Consider the following 15,095-nt stretch of genomic DNA (forward strand, 5'->3'; position numbering starts at 1 on the left):
GGTTGGGCAGTAGACCCGCATTGCGATCAGAAGTTCGGTGACTTTGCACTGAGCTTTTTAGTAAGCCAGACCCATACTGCGAGTTGTTTCAGCCCCCAGGTAAACCCGGATGCTCAAAAAGTCGGTGGGACAAGCGGTTTCGCAGCGCTTACAGCCCACACAGTCTTCTGTACGGGGTGAAGAGGCAATTTGAGCAGCTTTGCAGCCATCCCAAGGAACCATCTCCAGTACATCAGTAGGGCAAGCGCGGACGCATTGGGTGCAGCCAATGCAGGTATCGTAGATTTTTACGGTATGAGACATTGAAAAAACCGCTCCTTTCGAGTGTTCTTCTCTGCGAAAGAATCATAATCAACGCATAGTTTACCGCAGTGGTTGATAGGCCGTAATCAAAAGGCTACATAACTTCAAACAATGTAATGAGCACGCTTGATAAATGGTTTTTGCGAGATTGTGCCTATTGCTTTATTAATTAGCAACATCATAAGAGTGTACTTTCCCCACTTCTTTACCATAATAGGGTTGAATCGTAAAGATTAATGAAACACAACTTAATCTTAAAGGCTAGCCCCTTCTCTTCGAGACGCACTCGCGGTCGGGGAAGTCAAAAGACTTAAAGCCTTTCTCCTTAAAAGAAGTGAGGTCAAAGTGTATTTTCCATTTGAGAACCACTATATTTAAACCTTATCTAAGTTAAGAGCCGTAGTTTTCACCCTCTCCGTAAATCCCAGAGAGAGGGATTCGGGGTTGGGGGATGAGGGCAAATCCTTTTCATCATGGAATAACTATAGGTTTCAAGATAGACGTGGTTAAAGAAATTTGTATCAGCCATTGACTAAATACCAACGCTGTAGCGCCAACCGTTGAATTTCGCGCCAAGGAATATTATGTTTTCGGGCTAACTCTGCACAATCTTCATATTCTGGCTGCACGTTTGCAATAACTTTTTCTGCTGATTGTCCTTTCCATGCTATTTTGACACGCACTTTGCCATATTCAATTTCCACTTGTTGAATTTCTCGTTGTAAGATGGCGCGTTGCTGAGTTGTTCGGCGAATGCCCAAAGTAGTGGTTTCGCTGAATATAACCGCTTCACAACTGAGTAAATTTTCTGGATGACAAATCACAGTCAGCAAAATCCCTGGACGGGACTTTTTCATGGCGATCGCTTGGGTAAAAACATCCACTGCACCAGCCGCAAACAACGCCTCAAACACATAGCCGATCGCTTGCGGATTTAAATCATCAATTTGAGTTTCTAGTACCGAGATGGTTTCTAAATTTGAGCTACTATCTTCAAAATCACTGAAATTCGACTCTAAACTTGCGCTTTCACCCACCCAAAGGCGTAAAATATTGGGAATGGCTAAATTTATGGTTCCTGCTCCCAATCCTATCTGCTTGATAGCGAAGGCAGGTGGTGAACCAAAATCTCTTGCCAAAGTAGTAGCGATCGCCGCTCCTGTTGGTGTCACCAGTTCTTTGTCAATGCCATTGCTATAAACTGGACAACCCCGCATTTCCCACAGCTTTAATACTGCTGGTACTGGTACCGCCATCTGACCATGTGCAGCCCGAACAGTGCCGCCACCAGTCGGGAACGCCGAGCAGTAAAGTAAGGGCAATCCTTCCTCATTACTTTCAATTCCCAACCAATCCAACCCCAGACAAGTACCCACAATATCTACAATCGCATCTACAGCACCCACCTCATGAAAATGAACTTTTTCAGGAGAAATGCCATGCACCGCCCCTTCTGCTACTGCTAGCTGTCGGAATACCGCCAAACTCCAAGCTTCTGCCCGTGATGGCAACTTTGCTTTGAGAATCATCTGCTCTATTTCAGGCAGGTGGCGTGTGCGATCGTGACTATGTTCGTGGTCGTGGTGATGGTGGTGGCGATCGTGTACTAAATCCACATGGACTTTAGTCGCCTGCTGACCATTCCGTTGAACAAATTCTCCCCTTAACTGATATTCCTGTTCAATACCCAACCCATTCAGTTGTTCAATTAAATACTCCACAGGAACACCCAAACTGACTAAAGCACCCAGGCACATATCACCAGAAATTCCTGTCGGACATTGAAGATAAGCAATTTTATTCATAATAAATTAGTCATTAGTCATTAGTCATTAGTCATTGGGCATTGGGGATTGGTCAATAATCAATAGTTCTTCTTCCCCTGCTCCCCCCTGCTCCCCCTGCCCCCTGCTCCCACTCCCCACTCCCCACGTTATGGCAAAAATTTTCCCAGTTCATCCGGATAATCCTCAAGTTCGCCGAATAGAGGAAATAAAGTCGGCGCTTTCTAGTGGCGCAGTCATGCTTTACCCTACTGATACAGTCTATGCGATCGGTTGTGATTTGAATGCCAAGTCGGCGGTAGAACGAGTGCGGCAAATTAAAAAGCTAGCAAATGATAAACCACTGACATTTTTATGTCCCTCGCTTTCAAATGTGGCAACTTATGCCTTCGTAAGTGACACAGCCTATCGAATTATGAAACGTCTAATTCCAGGGCCATACACGTTTTTGCTCCCAGCAACTAAATTAGTACCGCGATTGGTGCAAAGCCCCAAGCGGAAAAGTACTGGAATTAGAGTACCAAACCATACTGTATGTTTGGAGTTGCTCGCAGCTTTGGGCAATCCGATTATTTCAACTTCAGCACATCTGCCACCAGATGAAGCAGATAATGGCATGATTCGGATAGATCCAGAAACGATTCAGTCACGGGTAGAGCTATTTGATCGTTTGGACAAGTTGGTAGACATAATTGTAGATACTGGCGAAGAACCTACTTATGAAGTATCTACCATCTTGGATATGACGGGAGACGAAGCAGTAATTTTACGGAGGGGTTTAGGTTGGGAAGCAGCAGCAGCATGGGTATAAGAATTAAACTTCACAGGCGCACCTCTTCGTTTCGGAAATTGTGATAAAAGCGACTCCAGTTTTTAAATTGTCATATTTTAAGCCGATGTCTACGACAGCATAGATCCAATAACAGGATGGTGGCAACAGTTGGTACTAAAAGGGATTTGACAACTTTAAGAAAATGGCGGCTACTTGTGTCCTAGCGTCAATGTGGTGGCTTGTGAAAAAACCGACACATTGGCATAACTGTAACTCTCTGGTATTTCCTACAGTTTTATATATGAGCTTTAGATGTGAACATTACATACGGCAAGCCTTAATGGATGAATGCCTAAAGATTCGTAAGCCAAGGCTGGCTTTGATTGCTGTCTCTGCGTTGTAATTACGGTGCAATACTACTCCCTGGAAAAGTCATGAAATCTAACGTCGTTAATCTACCAAACTCTACACCCATTTTTGATAATCACCTTTCGACTGAAGAATTTTCAGACAGCAGCAGCGAAACCTTGATTGAATTGCTGTGTCAGGAAATGCAAGCCCAAGTGAAAGCAGCACCCAGGTGCGTAGAAGCTTTAGCAAACCGCATAGCCGTAGAAGTAGAACGCATTTGCGATAAAAGCTCCCGTATCCAAACATCTGGGGAAATCAAATCCTGGCAGATTACGTTGGGAAGGCATCGGATGCACAAATGCTTACGTTACTACCAACTAGGTTCAAAACAAGGGCGGGTGGAATTACATAGCAATTTGGGTGCTATGGTTTACCGCCATGTAACTATATCCGGCTCTGAATTGGGTTTTGAGGCTCGTTACAGCCTGATTGAAGATTTTTTACAAGCATTTTATATCGAAGCTATCAAAGCTTTCCGCAGAGAAAACGAATTACCTAACGATCACACACCGCGTACTCAGCTGCAACTAGCTGAATATATGGCCTTTACAGAGCAGTATGCCAAACGCCGGATCAACTTACCTGGTGGTGCAAATCAGCAATTGATTATCTTGCGGGCTCAGGGTTTTGCTCGTCGTCAGCCGCAAGAAACTACCGTGGATATTGAAATGGCCGTAGAATCTGCTAAAGGTGAAGAAGCAGAATCTTACCAGCGTAACTCGGCGGTGCAGCAGCTGCGATCGCAGATGATTGCCCAAACTAATTTCGATCCATCAGAAGAGTCAGAACGCGATCGCGTCATCACTGAATTGATGAAATACCTGGACTCTCAAGGACAATCTGACTGTATGAACTACCTCAGTTTGAAACTCCAAGACCTTTCAGCCCCAGAAATTGACCAAATTCTCGGTTTAACCAGCCGTCAGCGCGATTATCTCCAACAACGGTTTAAATACCACGTAGAAAAGTTTGCCAAACAACACCATTGGCAATTAGTACATCAATGGTTAGGCGCAGGTTTAGAGCAAAAATTGGGTCTATCTTCCCAACAGTGGGAAATCTTTGTGAATCAACTCACAGAACAGCAACAGCAAATACTACAGCTAAAAACTGCAAGACAAAACGACCAAGCGATCGCTAAAACCATCAAATGCACCCCCAAACAGCTACAAAAACGCTGGACTCAACTCTTAGAACTAGCATGGTCTATCCGCAACGGTCATACTGAAGCACAGACAGGTTGAAGCTAAAGTGAAATAACTAAAAGACATTATCAAACCTTATCACTGGCACGAGGAGCGCGAATTAGCTTACACACCAACTACAACATTTCATTAATTCGTAGCGAATTCTCTGCGTGCCTCTGCGCTTCCCTCCGCGCCCCTTTGCGTTTAAATTTCCCCCTCAATTCCCCACGCTCCTACGCAAATAACTATTATCTAAATTACTAACTCATTCCCGATCCAAATTATTAATACATTTGTATTTATTTAGTACAAAAATACCAATATTTTCAAATTTTTCCCATTAATCCAACCTTGTTTAGTCAAAATAAAAAATTCATATTAAGCAACTGACCCTTTTTTACTGCTTCTGTGAAATCCTATAATAAACAAGACTTTTGGCAGAGGGATTGAGGATGGCTCTGACTCAAGGCGGACGGGCAAATAAGTCTGGGAATATTTTAGAAGGAAATGTAGAAGCAATCTTAAGTGGGTATAATTATTTCCAAGTCGGGAACTATGTCCCAAAAGAATTTATACTAAATGCTGCTTTATTACCAAAACGTTATGGAAAAGAAGTTTATATTGGAACTGGAATTTATCATACTGTTCTGAAGGTTGATTTTTATGTTGTTGGCTCACCTGCAATGCCATCTGGGTTAATTTTCGAGTGCAAATGGCAAGAAAGCCCCGGTTCGGTTGATGAAAAGTTTCCTTACTTGAACATGAACATCCAGAACTATTACCCTGCGCCAACTATCGTTATTTTAGGCGGTGAAGGTATGCGAGAAGGCGCAAGCAAATGGCTAAAAGCAAGAGTTAATGATAACCATAATTTATTAGCAGTTTTTAGCTTAGATAGATTCATTGCTTGGGCAAATAAAAATCTTTAAAAGATGTAATTAATAACTCATAAATCATGCCTCTATTTTTAATGTTTGAGTTAATTGATCGTGCAGCTTTGATTCGATAAGTTTCAAAATTAATATCCGTATAAATTTTTTTAATAAATTCGCTATCAGAATTACATACCATAACTTTGACACCACGACTTGCTAACTCTGCACAAGTATCTCTCAAAACTTCTTGGTCTTTTTTACTAAAACAATTTTGGCTATAAGCAGTAAAATAGCTAGTGTCACTGATAGGATGGTAAGGCGGATCAAAAAATACAAAGTCATCACTGCTAGTTGCATGATTTAGGACTTCTGTAAAATCTGCTTGTTTAATTTCTGCATGAAAAAGCGCTGCTGAGGCTGTTTTTAGTAAAACCTCAGAACAAATATTAGGATTTTGATATCTCCCTAAAGGCACATTGAATTTACCCTGAGAGTTGACACGATAAAGGCCATTAAAACAAGTCTTATTAAGATAAATTATCCGAGCAGCTTTTTCTAAATCAGTACCACCAGAGTGGTTTCGGATACTATAGTAATAATCTTTATCATGTCGGATTTTATGCTCTTTCAATAGAGAAATTAATTCATCAACACGATCTCTAACACAACAATAAGTGTTAATTAATTCGGCATTAATATCAGTTAAAATTGCTGTACTTGGTTGGAGATAGAAAAAAACAGCACCACCACCCAAGAATGGCTCATAGTAATTTTTATAACTTTTGGGAAAATAACGAATATATTGCTGTATCAACCTACTTTTCCCCCCTGCCCACTTCAAAAATGGACGCGGGCTAGTTTCCTTGGGGATTTGAATTACCATTTACTTCCGATTTAACTGAAAATAATCGTGACTAAATAAAGCCAATATAACCGACGAAGTATATTTTATATTAGCTGGCTAATTTTCTAGCCGCATAGATTACAATTGAGTAGATAAAGCATATCAAAACAAACGTAAGTATATAACAAGGCAGTTTACATTCAGATGTTTGACGGATTTTGGGATAACGTCTTTCGCTACCCCCGGTACTTAATTAGTATCGTCTTAGGACTGTTTCTGAACACCTTTGCGCCGCTAGTCCCATTGTTGAAGCGCCCAGTCACCTTAATCGCTATCTTGGGTTTCTTTGTGAGCAGCCTAGTCTTCCTTACTCTCACCCTACGGGCAATGCTGGGCTTGAGTCCAATCTAGACTAGCGCTATATCGGGGCTGTGTCCCACAGACGGTTGGTCTTGGCGTTGCTCCCGCTAAGTACTGTCTACTCAACTTGCACGTATTTTTGTTGTACAACCTCTGTGATGAGGCGAAATTTTTATGGCTACAAATCGTCGGGTTTCCCGCGTTGCTGAATTGATCAAACGGGAAGTTAGCCAAATGCTGCTCAACGGCATCAAGGATGACCGTGTGGGTACAGGAATGGTAAGTGTTACTGATGTTGATGTTTCCGGCGATCTCCAACACGCCAAAATCTATGTCAGTATCTATGGTACAGATGAAGCTAAAGCAGAAACAATGGCAGGCTTAAAGTCGGCTACAGGTTACGTCCGCAGTGAACTTGGGGCGCGGGTAAGGCTACGTCGTACACCAGAGGTACTGTTTCTCGAAGATCGCTCCATAGAACGTGGTAATAAAGTACTGGCACTACTAAACCAACTTAACCATCAGCGTCCCCCAGAAAATCTAGTAACACTAGAAGACAGCACCGATCAAGATGATGAATCATCTGATGAATAAGTAACTGAAATAACAATGTAACTTCAGAACAATTAATCTCAGCAAATCCGCCAAACAATTTACAGACGTGAGCAAATCGCGTCTGTTTTAATATGACTATAATCTACTTCAGCGATCGCTAGTTACATATATACGTTTTTTGTTTCCCTTGGCTTTCGTCTCTACTCTACTATTCCTCTTTCCCTCTATCCCCAATACCCTTCCGTTAAGGAATTTCTTGGTTGAGGCACCTTCTTCAAGCAAGGGGCAAGAGGAGCAGGGGGAGAAGAGAAGCTGTTCTTGAGAGAAGAATTACTGAATAATAACTCTCTTTCTTCCCCTGCCTCCCCTGCCTCCCCTGCCTCCCCTGCCTCCCCTGCCTCCTTCAATTGGAAATCCTTTACTCACCCTTCTACAGATGTTTATCCAAAGAAAACTGTGTAATATTAGTGCTTAAATTAACAAAAAAATTACGGTTATATTTAAGAAATTGTTAACAGATGCTCGGGTAAAAGCCTTCGTAGTGTACTTTAGCCGTTATATTTTGCAACACTTTATACCCTAATATCTGACAAATATTCTTGTGTTGTTTACCCTTAGATAAATACCAGCAGTTCTAGATCCGGCTTTAAGGTGATTATTTGATATGTAAGTGATGCCTGTGGCGGGCTATTCGGCCTCGCGCCCTAAACCTCTGGACAGCCGCCAAATCTTGCCTAAACATAGTAATGGCAGGACTTTCAGATTTGTTGCATAAAAAGCATACAGTCGCCATAGCAGGTTAAGTTAACTACTCGGAATTTTTTTTGTAAAGCGGATTTTCGATAAATGTCAGCATTCGTTGACTTTCTTAACATTTCTTGAGATAATTTCAGGATATCTAGCGTCAAAATAAAAATAGTTCCGTATAGCAAACTACAAAATATTAGCCACAAGTCTAATTTCTGTAATGTTTGTTCCTAATTATTAACGGGAACACTATCGTAAGTGTTTATTTGTGAGTAAAAAACATGAGTGTGAATACGGTGCCTTCTATCAATTACTACTCTCTCGATCTGATTCAAGACGAAGCACGCCGACTGGTGCAAAAGGGAATGATTAGCCGACAACAGCCAATATATACCCTCTGTCAATACATTCCAGCGAGAGAATGGGTTTGCGTTGAATGTGAATTAGAGAAATGTGACTTTTTGTTACGCGATCGCATTGGCGACCTAATTGGTCGTGAACAATGGGACAACGACTAATCAATGTTTGATTTCAAATTTGGGATTGGGAGTTTATTTTCGATTTGTGGATGTCACAATCAACGATCCTACGCCCAATCTGGGGGATAATCTCTGGTTTTTGATGAGCATTGCCCCATATAGAATCTTGCGTTTTTCATTGACCCTAAAAGCATTGGAGTCTGAATTTATACAAATTTTCAAGTTAAAGAAGGCATCAGAACCATTTTTTCTGTAAATCTGGTGCTACAGCTTGAGTCTAGTAGGTAGATTCTGTGACGTTCCTACATTTATCTAACAGGTAAGTGTAGGAACTTCACTTTTGACTGACAATTCATTGCATTGCTTACTTCAGGGAAGCAATAGTCTGCTTGCTGTTCACAGCCAAAATCCGTCTTGAAAAGTTTGCTCCCGTCGGGCTAACCGTCACCAGTTGCGACAACAGAGAGAACCTAGGGAAGCAATTGGCTCAATCAATTTTCGCAAAATCCAAAATTTGTATAGTATTTTTTCTTAAATCTCGAAAAGCGCAGAAAAATTAAATAAACTATTATCCTACTTGCTCTAAGTAATTAGAAATGTCTTCAATGATGCGAGTAAGTTCAGCTTCAGTAGTCAAGCGGATGTTGACGTTGCGGACAGTCAGCAAAATTTTGGCTGCGAAGGGTGTTGGCCAAATATTAGGATTACAGAAAATTTCTAAAAATACTTCACCCGTATAACGATATTCTAAGGGAGGCTGGGGAGTTACTTTACCACCGCCAGGAGTGGGTTTAGCGGCCACAGCTTTCAGCCGCTCCATCAATTGATCTGTTGCTGCTTTTAATTCTCGTGCTGCTTGGGGTGAAAAACTGAAGGAGACAGAACCTTCAATTAGGTTCAATGTTAGAGGAATTGAAGACATCTCTTTTTTTTTTAAACTTCTTGATAAGTACTAATATTACCCGAAGAAGAGACGAAGCCCACTTTTTCGTTTTTGGTACTCATAGTATTCGTGATTGAAACTTGTCGTCTGAAGAACGAAACCCAACATTATCAAGGCTTTGTTGGGTAACACGAATGTTCAACCCAACCTACAAATCTTCAAAACCTACGCAGTATTGGAAACGGGGGGATTGAAGTAAGGGACTGATACCAATTCACGAAAACCTTGATATATATAGATTTATCGTAGGGGCCAGGCAATGCCTGGCCCTTACTAAGAAGGTGGACATAAACAAACCTAACTATGTAACGAAATTTAAAGGGAGCATCCCAATTTTGGCTTAAATCTTTTCGCTCACCCCCAGCCCCTCTCCCATCTGATGGGAGAGGGGAGACATAATTCTAGTTCCCCGAAGTAAATGTTTTTCGATTTACCTGTTGGTTAAAGGTAGTAAATTAAACTCATTAGGCTCGTTAATTTTCCTAAGTAAGTACAGCTTACTGATGGTCGTTATCATCTTTTTGAATGCAATTCGGTCTGACCTAAGTGGATGTATAAATAACAAAATTAATTAAAATATTTCTGGTATTAATGCTAAAAATATGCTGTTATCTGTAGAGGTATTCTTGACATCTATAAAGCTTGTAGCTGTTATTAGTTATAAATAATCTCAACAAAATGGTATAAAATATAGAGCCTATAGAGAGACTTAATTCTTACTGCGTAAGACTTTGATACATTTTATTAGTGTTTATTTATATTTTAAGTTTTACATTAGAAGTCATAGAACTTGATGTGATAAATTATCTATGATTTACGATAACCGCGCCGAAGTGCGAAAGGTTTTAATTATTACCCTACTACTCAACCTGTTTGTAATGGGATTGAAAGCACTTGTAGGTTACTGGACAGGTTCGTTGAGTTTGCTAGCTGATGCCTTGCATAGTGTGACAGATAGCGCTAACAACGTTTTGGGATTAATTGCAAGCAAATTTTCTTCTCCACAACCCGATCGCGAGCATCCCTACGGACACAGTAAGTTTGAAGCTGTGGGAGCTTTAGGAATTGCCGCATTTTTAGGAATAGCCTGTTTTGAAATTTTGCAAGGAGCAATCGAGCGAATTCTCAAAGGTGGTGGTGAACCTGTGAGAATATCGCCACCTGAGTTGTGGTTATTACTAATTGTACTGGGTGTAAATATTTTTGTGGCGTTTTACGAACGCAGTGTGGGTAGGCGGGTAGGTAGCTCAATTCTCATAGCTGACGCGACACATACCATGAGCGATATTTGGGTGACAATCTCTGTAATTGGTGGGTTGATCGGAGTTTGGCTAGGTTATCAATGGATGGATTTGGTGTTAGCTTTTCCTGTCGCCTTGTTGGTATTTTGGAGTGGGTGGTCAGTTTTAAAAGAGAATTTGCCTTGGCTTGTGGATCAAATGGCGATCGCACCAGAAGCAATTCATGCGATCGCTACTTCTGTTCCAGGTGTAATTAACTGTCATGATGTTGCTTCTCGCGGTGTTCTTGGTCGTCAAGTCTTCATTGAAATGCATTTAATAGTAGATGCACCAGACGTAGAAACCGCTCACCACATCACCGAAGAAGTAGAAAGCCGATTAGAAGAACGGTTCCGTCCAGTCAGGATTTTAATTCACATTGAGCCACCAGCCTATAAGTCTGAGCAAATTAGTTTTGAAACTGGAGCGAAGTAATCTAAAATTTGAAATCACAGCATCTTAGCCTTAACTCTTATAAGAAGCAATCAAATTAGCGACGATCGCAACTAGTTCTCCTGGATCAACTGGTTTTGCCACATGAGTTTGAAAGCCCGCTTCCAGCGCCTGACTACGATACTCGCTATCGCCATAGGCAGTTAAAGCTATAGCGGGGAGTTTTTCCCAAAGATCGGACTTCAACGCCCGGATCTTGCGGATGAGAGTGTAGCCATCTTCACCAGGCATCGCAATATCACAAATCAAAACTTCTGGTTGCAACTCAGGTAATACTTTCAATGCTACCTCTGCCGATGCAACTGCCATGACGGTGGCTCCATCAGCTTCCAACACGGTAGTAATGTAAAAGCGGCTATCGTCATCATCATCAACTACGAGGATGTTTAAGCCAGCAAGGGGCAGAGCAGGTTCCATAACATCTCCATTAACGTTGATCGCATGAAAGTTATTTCTAATGAGTTGCTTGTTTTTCCTCAGTGACCACACCATTGGTAATTTTACTGCGATCGCGTCTATTTTCCTAGACAATAACTCAATTTGTCCAGCCGCCATCAACTTGATAGTTAATTATTCACTGGCATTTACCCCTCTTGTGTCACTTTCTGAGTATTATAGACATCTCCGACAATGAATGTAGAGACGCTTTCTTCGTCGCGGCACGTTCGCGGAGCGTCTCGTAGAGAAGTGCAATTTCGCGTCTCTACAAGGGTTTCAGGTTACGCATATTTAATTTCTGGAGATGTCTTATGAATAAAAGAATTGAAAGATAAAACTCTACAAATATTTTATTTCTTGTAAATCAAAAAAACTGAACCAATCGGCCCAAGGTTTTCTACATAAGTTTTCTGGTTATAATACAATCCTGGAGACATACCGCCATCAAATAATATCGCTTCTTGAATCTTACCTAAACAGTTATTGCTAGCAATACCTTCTAGAACATTATCAAACATCTCTGGCAGTAACTCTTGATTAAGTTGAGATAATTGAATATCTGAATTAGCTTTCAAGTCATTAACTAATAGTATTACATACCCTTGATTAGTGATAGCTGCCATAGAGCGGTTTTTAGCATTTTTACAGGCAAATTCTCCTAAATCTTGACAAATATCTTTAAATTTCCCCTGACGATAGAATCTGCCATTACCACCCACTAAATTGTAATTGAGAATATCACTTTTTCTTCTACCAGCTTGGATAGTAGCCTGTCGCTGTTTGGGTGTACCTCCTGATATCCCAAAGGAAGAACGCTTATTTTTAAATACTCCCGAATACTCGACACCACGAGAAACATTTAAGCCTTGTGGTTTATCATCAGTACCTATATAGTCGGCATTAATTACAGCAATGGGTAGCTGTCCATTTAATTTGGCATTCTCATCGCCGATGAGTTCACGAAACTGTTTTGGTACATATTCTTTACGGAGTTTCCCCCTAGCATCTTTGGCGTAGAGTTTATGAGATAAACCAACATTAACTTTGAAATCTAATTCTGCTGATTTGGGATTAAAAATAATCACATTGTTAATACCTCTTTGATTTCTTTCACCTTGATTATTGGTTTTAAAAAAATTAATGCTGAACTTAGCATCTTTGCCAGGGCAACTTCTAGATGCTTTTGAGACTGAATTTGCTTCCATCTTTTGACAACCTGATAATAAGGTTGCGCCAATTATCAAGATAAATAAGAAAAATAAGTTTTTTGTATACATATAATGAAAAAAAACCGCTATAGGATTACTATAGCGGGGAATAATTTAAAATTTCAGTCTGGAGTTTATCTCAGAGCCAAAACTTAAGAGAACCATTCTAAAACAGCTTCTTCTTTGGTGTTGGTATTTCGAGATGGTGTCTCACGATTAAATTTCATCTGAATTGACCGGGTTTGCTCACCATCAGCAGCTACAGCCAAGATTGGATAGTCAATTAAACCATCCTGGAAGGACATCTGGAAGCGGAATGTTCCATCTGGATTTAGCTGAATTGGACGGCCGCCAATGGTTACGGTAGCATCGGGTTCGGTTGCACCGTAGACTATCAACTCAGCATCGGCAATTAACCAGAACTGGCGCGGACGCACTGGTACGGCGGAAGCCGAGAAGCCAACACCTGACATTCCTGCACCGGAAGCGGTTAAGCCTGACACGGTAGGAACTGCCCACATACCCACACCAGATGGGAAAATGGAAGAGCTAATAGCTTGTTCAGGACGCGCTGAACCTTGCTGGGAGCCGAAGATAGAACCAGCAACCCGTAGCGCTTCGGCAGATTCGGCTAAACCAAATATTTCGTCATAGATGGGGTTACCGTTACCATTGACAACAGCATTACCAGCATTACCATTGGCGGGGGTAGCCGCAATCTTCTTGGCAGGGGGAACTAGTTCGTACTGAGTCTTAGCACGCAAATCTTCTTCAAAGTTAACAGTGATGAAGACATCTTCAATCCAGTCAGAAGGATAGACGGGAGGAATGTGTACTCTAGCAGAACGAGCTAGTACCAACCAGCGACCATCAGCAGCACGATAGCCGATATCAATTACATAATCGCGATCGCTAACTGGAACTGGTAGATACCATTCTCTAGCTAGTTCATCAGCAGGATATTCTTGAATGCTGTGGGGGCTTTGGTATTCAATATTGATATCGGTGACATCATAAATCCGTAGTGCGAGTTGTTGTCCCCCTTGCCTACGCAGTTCTTCTTTATGCTCGTTGGGAATATCCCAGTAAGTGTAAGCCCATTGAGGATCGCGTGGTAAGAGTACAATCCGGCTGTCACCATAGCCAGAGGGCAAATCTGCGAGTCCTTCATCAACATCAGCCAAAGATCCACCAGTCCGATCTTCCTGACCTAATTCAAACTTTGCAGCTTCCACGGTTTCCTGTGCCTCCAATGAACGAGATGGACTGAGTAAATTTTTACTGCGCTGGACTTCTTGAATTGATGCCAGCAATTGTGATTTACGCATTCGGCTATACCGAGAGATGCTATATTCGCTAGCAACTTTGCGTAGTTGGCGTAAGGTCATCTCCTCTAGTGGCGGGCGTTCTTTTGCCATTTATTTGGCCTCCAGTAGTTTAAGCGGTAAATGATTTCCCCTGGTTCAAGAATGCTATGTAAAATGTCATCCACTCCAGATGAATTTCTTATCCTGACTCCTGGTTTTGCCCAGTTTTTAAGTTTTTTAGTCTGTTTTAAAATTGGGGTCACTTCCAATCAATTCCTGAGTTATGCCAAAATTAGCATTTCTTTGGGATCGGGAAAGTTCTATTTGTTAAGTCAATATTAACCACTAAGCATATCTAGGGATCAAGGGGTAATAACTAGGTTTTTTGCCTGTTTCACGAATTTACAAGCCCTTCTGGGATCGTATTGTCATGATTTGATAACATTTTTGGTTGCCTAGATGTTGAGCAATGGGAATAATGTCAATTTTTCATGACATTTATCTGGCTTCTGGGTTGAGTCCAATACAGACCTAACAAGAACAGCCCCTTATAGAATTTCTCAGTTGAGTGAAGTACAAGAACCCCACCCCCAACCCCCTAAGAGTAAGCGAAGAGGGGGCTACGATGTACCTTACCTGATTAGGAAACGCTATAAGAGCGAGCGTTGGGGAGTAAGATTTTATTTTTCTTTCCTAAAAAGGGAGAGGTAGGAGTGTATTGCATACAAATTAGACATCTCCGACGAAGAAGCTATTAATAAAAAGACACAAGTTCTTTGGCATGAAAAACATGTGTCTCAAGTTGAACGTATCGCTCTAATCCCTACCCTCAATGTACTCATAGGGTAGGGATTAGAGCGGGTTATTGAAACGAAGTGGAAATAACCAATCCATATTTATTCAGTTGGTGCATCTTGCTCTTTAATATATTTTTTTAGTTTATCAATAGGTGCGCCACCACTTGATGCTACTTAGTATTAGTGTAGCGATCGCAGTTAAGTTTTTGAGCAGAGAACTCGGAACTTGGACTTTTTAACTCGGAACCCAAGCCAAAAGCCTTATAGAACCCATTTGACATCTTTTACTGTGTTGAAGTAAAGTGAGCGCAAAAGTTGTATAAAGTAGTAATGCCATACTCTAGCAGCCTCA

Annotated in this window: 14 protein-coding genes and 1 pseudogene; 7 read left to right on the top strand and 8 right to left on the bottom strand. The window is 41.3% G+C overall.

Going from position 1 to position 15,095, the window contains the following annotated elements:
* Positions 1–57: 57 nt before the first annotated feature.
* Positions 58–303 (bottom strand): photosystem I iron-sulfur center protein PsaC, encoded by a 246-nt coding sequence (gene psaC / locus V7K32_RS08380; protein WP_012411495.1) that lies wholly within the window; start codon positions 301–303, stop codon positions 58–60.
* Positions 304–824: 521 nt separating this feature from the next.
* On the bottom strand, positions 825–2,108 hold the full coding sequence (gene larC, locus V7K32_RS08385; RefSeq protein WP_334992071.1) for a nickel pincer cofactor biosynthesis protein LarC: 1,284 nt from the start codon (positions 2,106–2,108) through the stop codon (positions 825–827).
* A 130-nt stretch (positions 2,109–2,238) separates the two neighbouring features.
* Here larC and V7K32_RS08390 point away from each other — a divergent pair, with 130 nt between their 5' ends.
* From V7K32_RS08390 to V7K32_RS08400, 3 genes are all read left to right on the top strand, one after another.
* The gene (locus V7K32_RS08390) at positions 2,239–2,898 is read left to right on the top strand and encodes an L-threonylcarbamoyladenylate synthase (protein ID WP_334992073.1); all 660 of its coding nucleotides are present in this window, start codon (positions 2,239–2,241) and stop codon (positions 2,896–2,898) included.
* 395 nt (positions 2,899–3,293) lie between these two features.
* The gene (locus tag V7K32_RS08395; protein ID WP_334992075.1) at positions 3,294–4,514 is read left to right on the top strand and encodes a HetZ-related protein; all 1,221 of its coding nucleotides are present in this window, start codon (positions 3,294–3,296) and stop codon (positions 4,512–4,514) included.
* A gap of 395 nt (positions 4,515–4,909) precedes the next feature.
* Positions 4,910–5,386, top strand: coding sequence for a PD-(D/E)XK nuclease superfamily protein (locus V7K32_RS08400; protein ID WP_334992077.1), 477 nt, complete (start codon positions 4,910–4,912; stop codon positions 5,384–5,386).
* Here V7K32_RS08400 and V7K32_RS08405 read toward each other — a convergent pair.
* Positions 5,358–6,215 (bottom strand): DNA adenine methylase, encoded by an 858-nt coding sequence (locus V7K32_RS08405; RefSeq protein WP_334992079.1) that lies wholly within the window; start codon positions 6,213–6,215, stop codon positions 5,358–5,360. The genes V7K32_RS08400 and V7K32_RS08405 overlap by 29 nt on opposite strands.
* 165 nt (positions 6,216–6,380) lie before the next feature.
* Between V7K32_RS08405 and V7K32_RS08410 the strand changes: the two genes are divergently transcribed.
* The 3 genes from V7K32_RS08410 to V7K32_RS08420 all read left to right on the top strand — a co-directional run bounded on the left by V7K32_RS08410 (position 6,381) and on the right by V7K32_RS08420 (position 8,356).
* Entirely contained in the window at positions 6,381–6,587 is a 207-nt protein-coding gene (locus tag V7K32_RS08410; protein ID WP_229469154.1) for a DUF751 family protein, read from the top strand.
* Positions 6,588–6,710: 123 nt separating this feature from the next.
* On the top strand, positions 6,711–7,130 hold the full coding sequence (gene rbfA, locus V7K32_RS08415; RefSeq protein ID WP_334992082.1) for a 30S ribosome-binding factor RbfA: 420 nt from the start codon (positions 6,711–6,713) through the stop codon (positions 7,128–7,130).
* A gap of 989 nt (positions 7,131–8,119) precedes the next feature.
* A complete protein-coding gene (locus tag V7K32_RS08420; protein ID WP_012407481.1) occupies positions 8,120–8,356 on the top strand; it encodes a DUF4327 family protein in 237 nt (78 codons plus the stop codon).
* A 529-nt stretch (positions 8,357–8,885) separates the two neighbouring features.
* Here V7K32_RS08420 and V7K32_RS08425 read toward each other — a convergent pair.
* Complete coding sequence (locus V7K32_RS08425) at positions 8,886–9,239, bottom strand: hypothetical protein (RefSeq protein WP_334992084.1); 354 nt, start codon at positions 9,237–9,239, stop codon at positions 8,886–8,888.
* A gap of 830 nt (positions 9,240–10,069) precedes the next feature.
* Here V7K32_RS08425 and V7K32_RS08430 point away from each other — a divergent pair.
* Positions 10,070–10,975 (top strand): cation diffusion facilitator family transporter, encoded by a 906-nt coding sequence (locus V7K32_RS08430; RefSeq protein WP_334992086.1) that lies wholly within the window; start codon positions 10,070–10,072, stop codon positions 10,973–10,975.
* A 30-nt stretch (positions 10,976–11,005) separates the two neighbouring features.
* Here the strand turns inward: V7K32_RS08430 and V7K32_RS08435 are convergent, their stop codons facing one another.
* From V7K32_RS08435 to V7K32_RS28695, 4 genes and pseudogenes are all read right to left on the bottom strand, one after another.
* Positions 11,006–11,410 carry a response regulator gene (locus V7K32_RS08435; protein ID WP_334992094.1) on the bottom strand — a complete coding sequence of 135 codons (405 nt, stop codon included), beginning with the start codon at positions 11,408–11,410 and terminating at the stop codon, positions 11,006–11,008.
* A 371-nt stretch (positions 11,411–11,781) separates the two neighbouring features.
* A complete protein-coding gene (locus V7K32_RS08440) occupies positions 11,782–12,708 on the bottom strand; it encodes a phosphodiester glycosidase family protein (protein ID WP_334992088.1) in 927 nt (308 codons plus the stop codon).
* An 83-nt stretch (positions 12,709–12,791) separates the two neighbouring features.
* Positions 12,792–14,057, bottom strand: coding sequence for a DUF4912 domain-containing protein (locus tag V7K32_RS08445; RefSeq protein WP_334992090.1), 1,266 nt, complete (start codon positions 14,055–14,057; stop codon positions 12,792–12,794).
* A gap of 785 nt (positions 14,058–14,842) precedes the next feature.
* A pseudogene (locus V7K32_RS28695) lies at positions 14,843–14,917 on the bottom strand (IS200/IS605 family transposase); the annotation flags it as partial.
* Between the last annotated feature and the right edge of the window lie 178 nt (positions 14,918–15,095).

This window comes from Nostoc sp., assembly GCF_036917635.1.
GTDB lineage: Bacteria > Cyanobacteriota > Cyanobacteriia > Cyanobacteriales > Nostocaceae > Nostoc.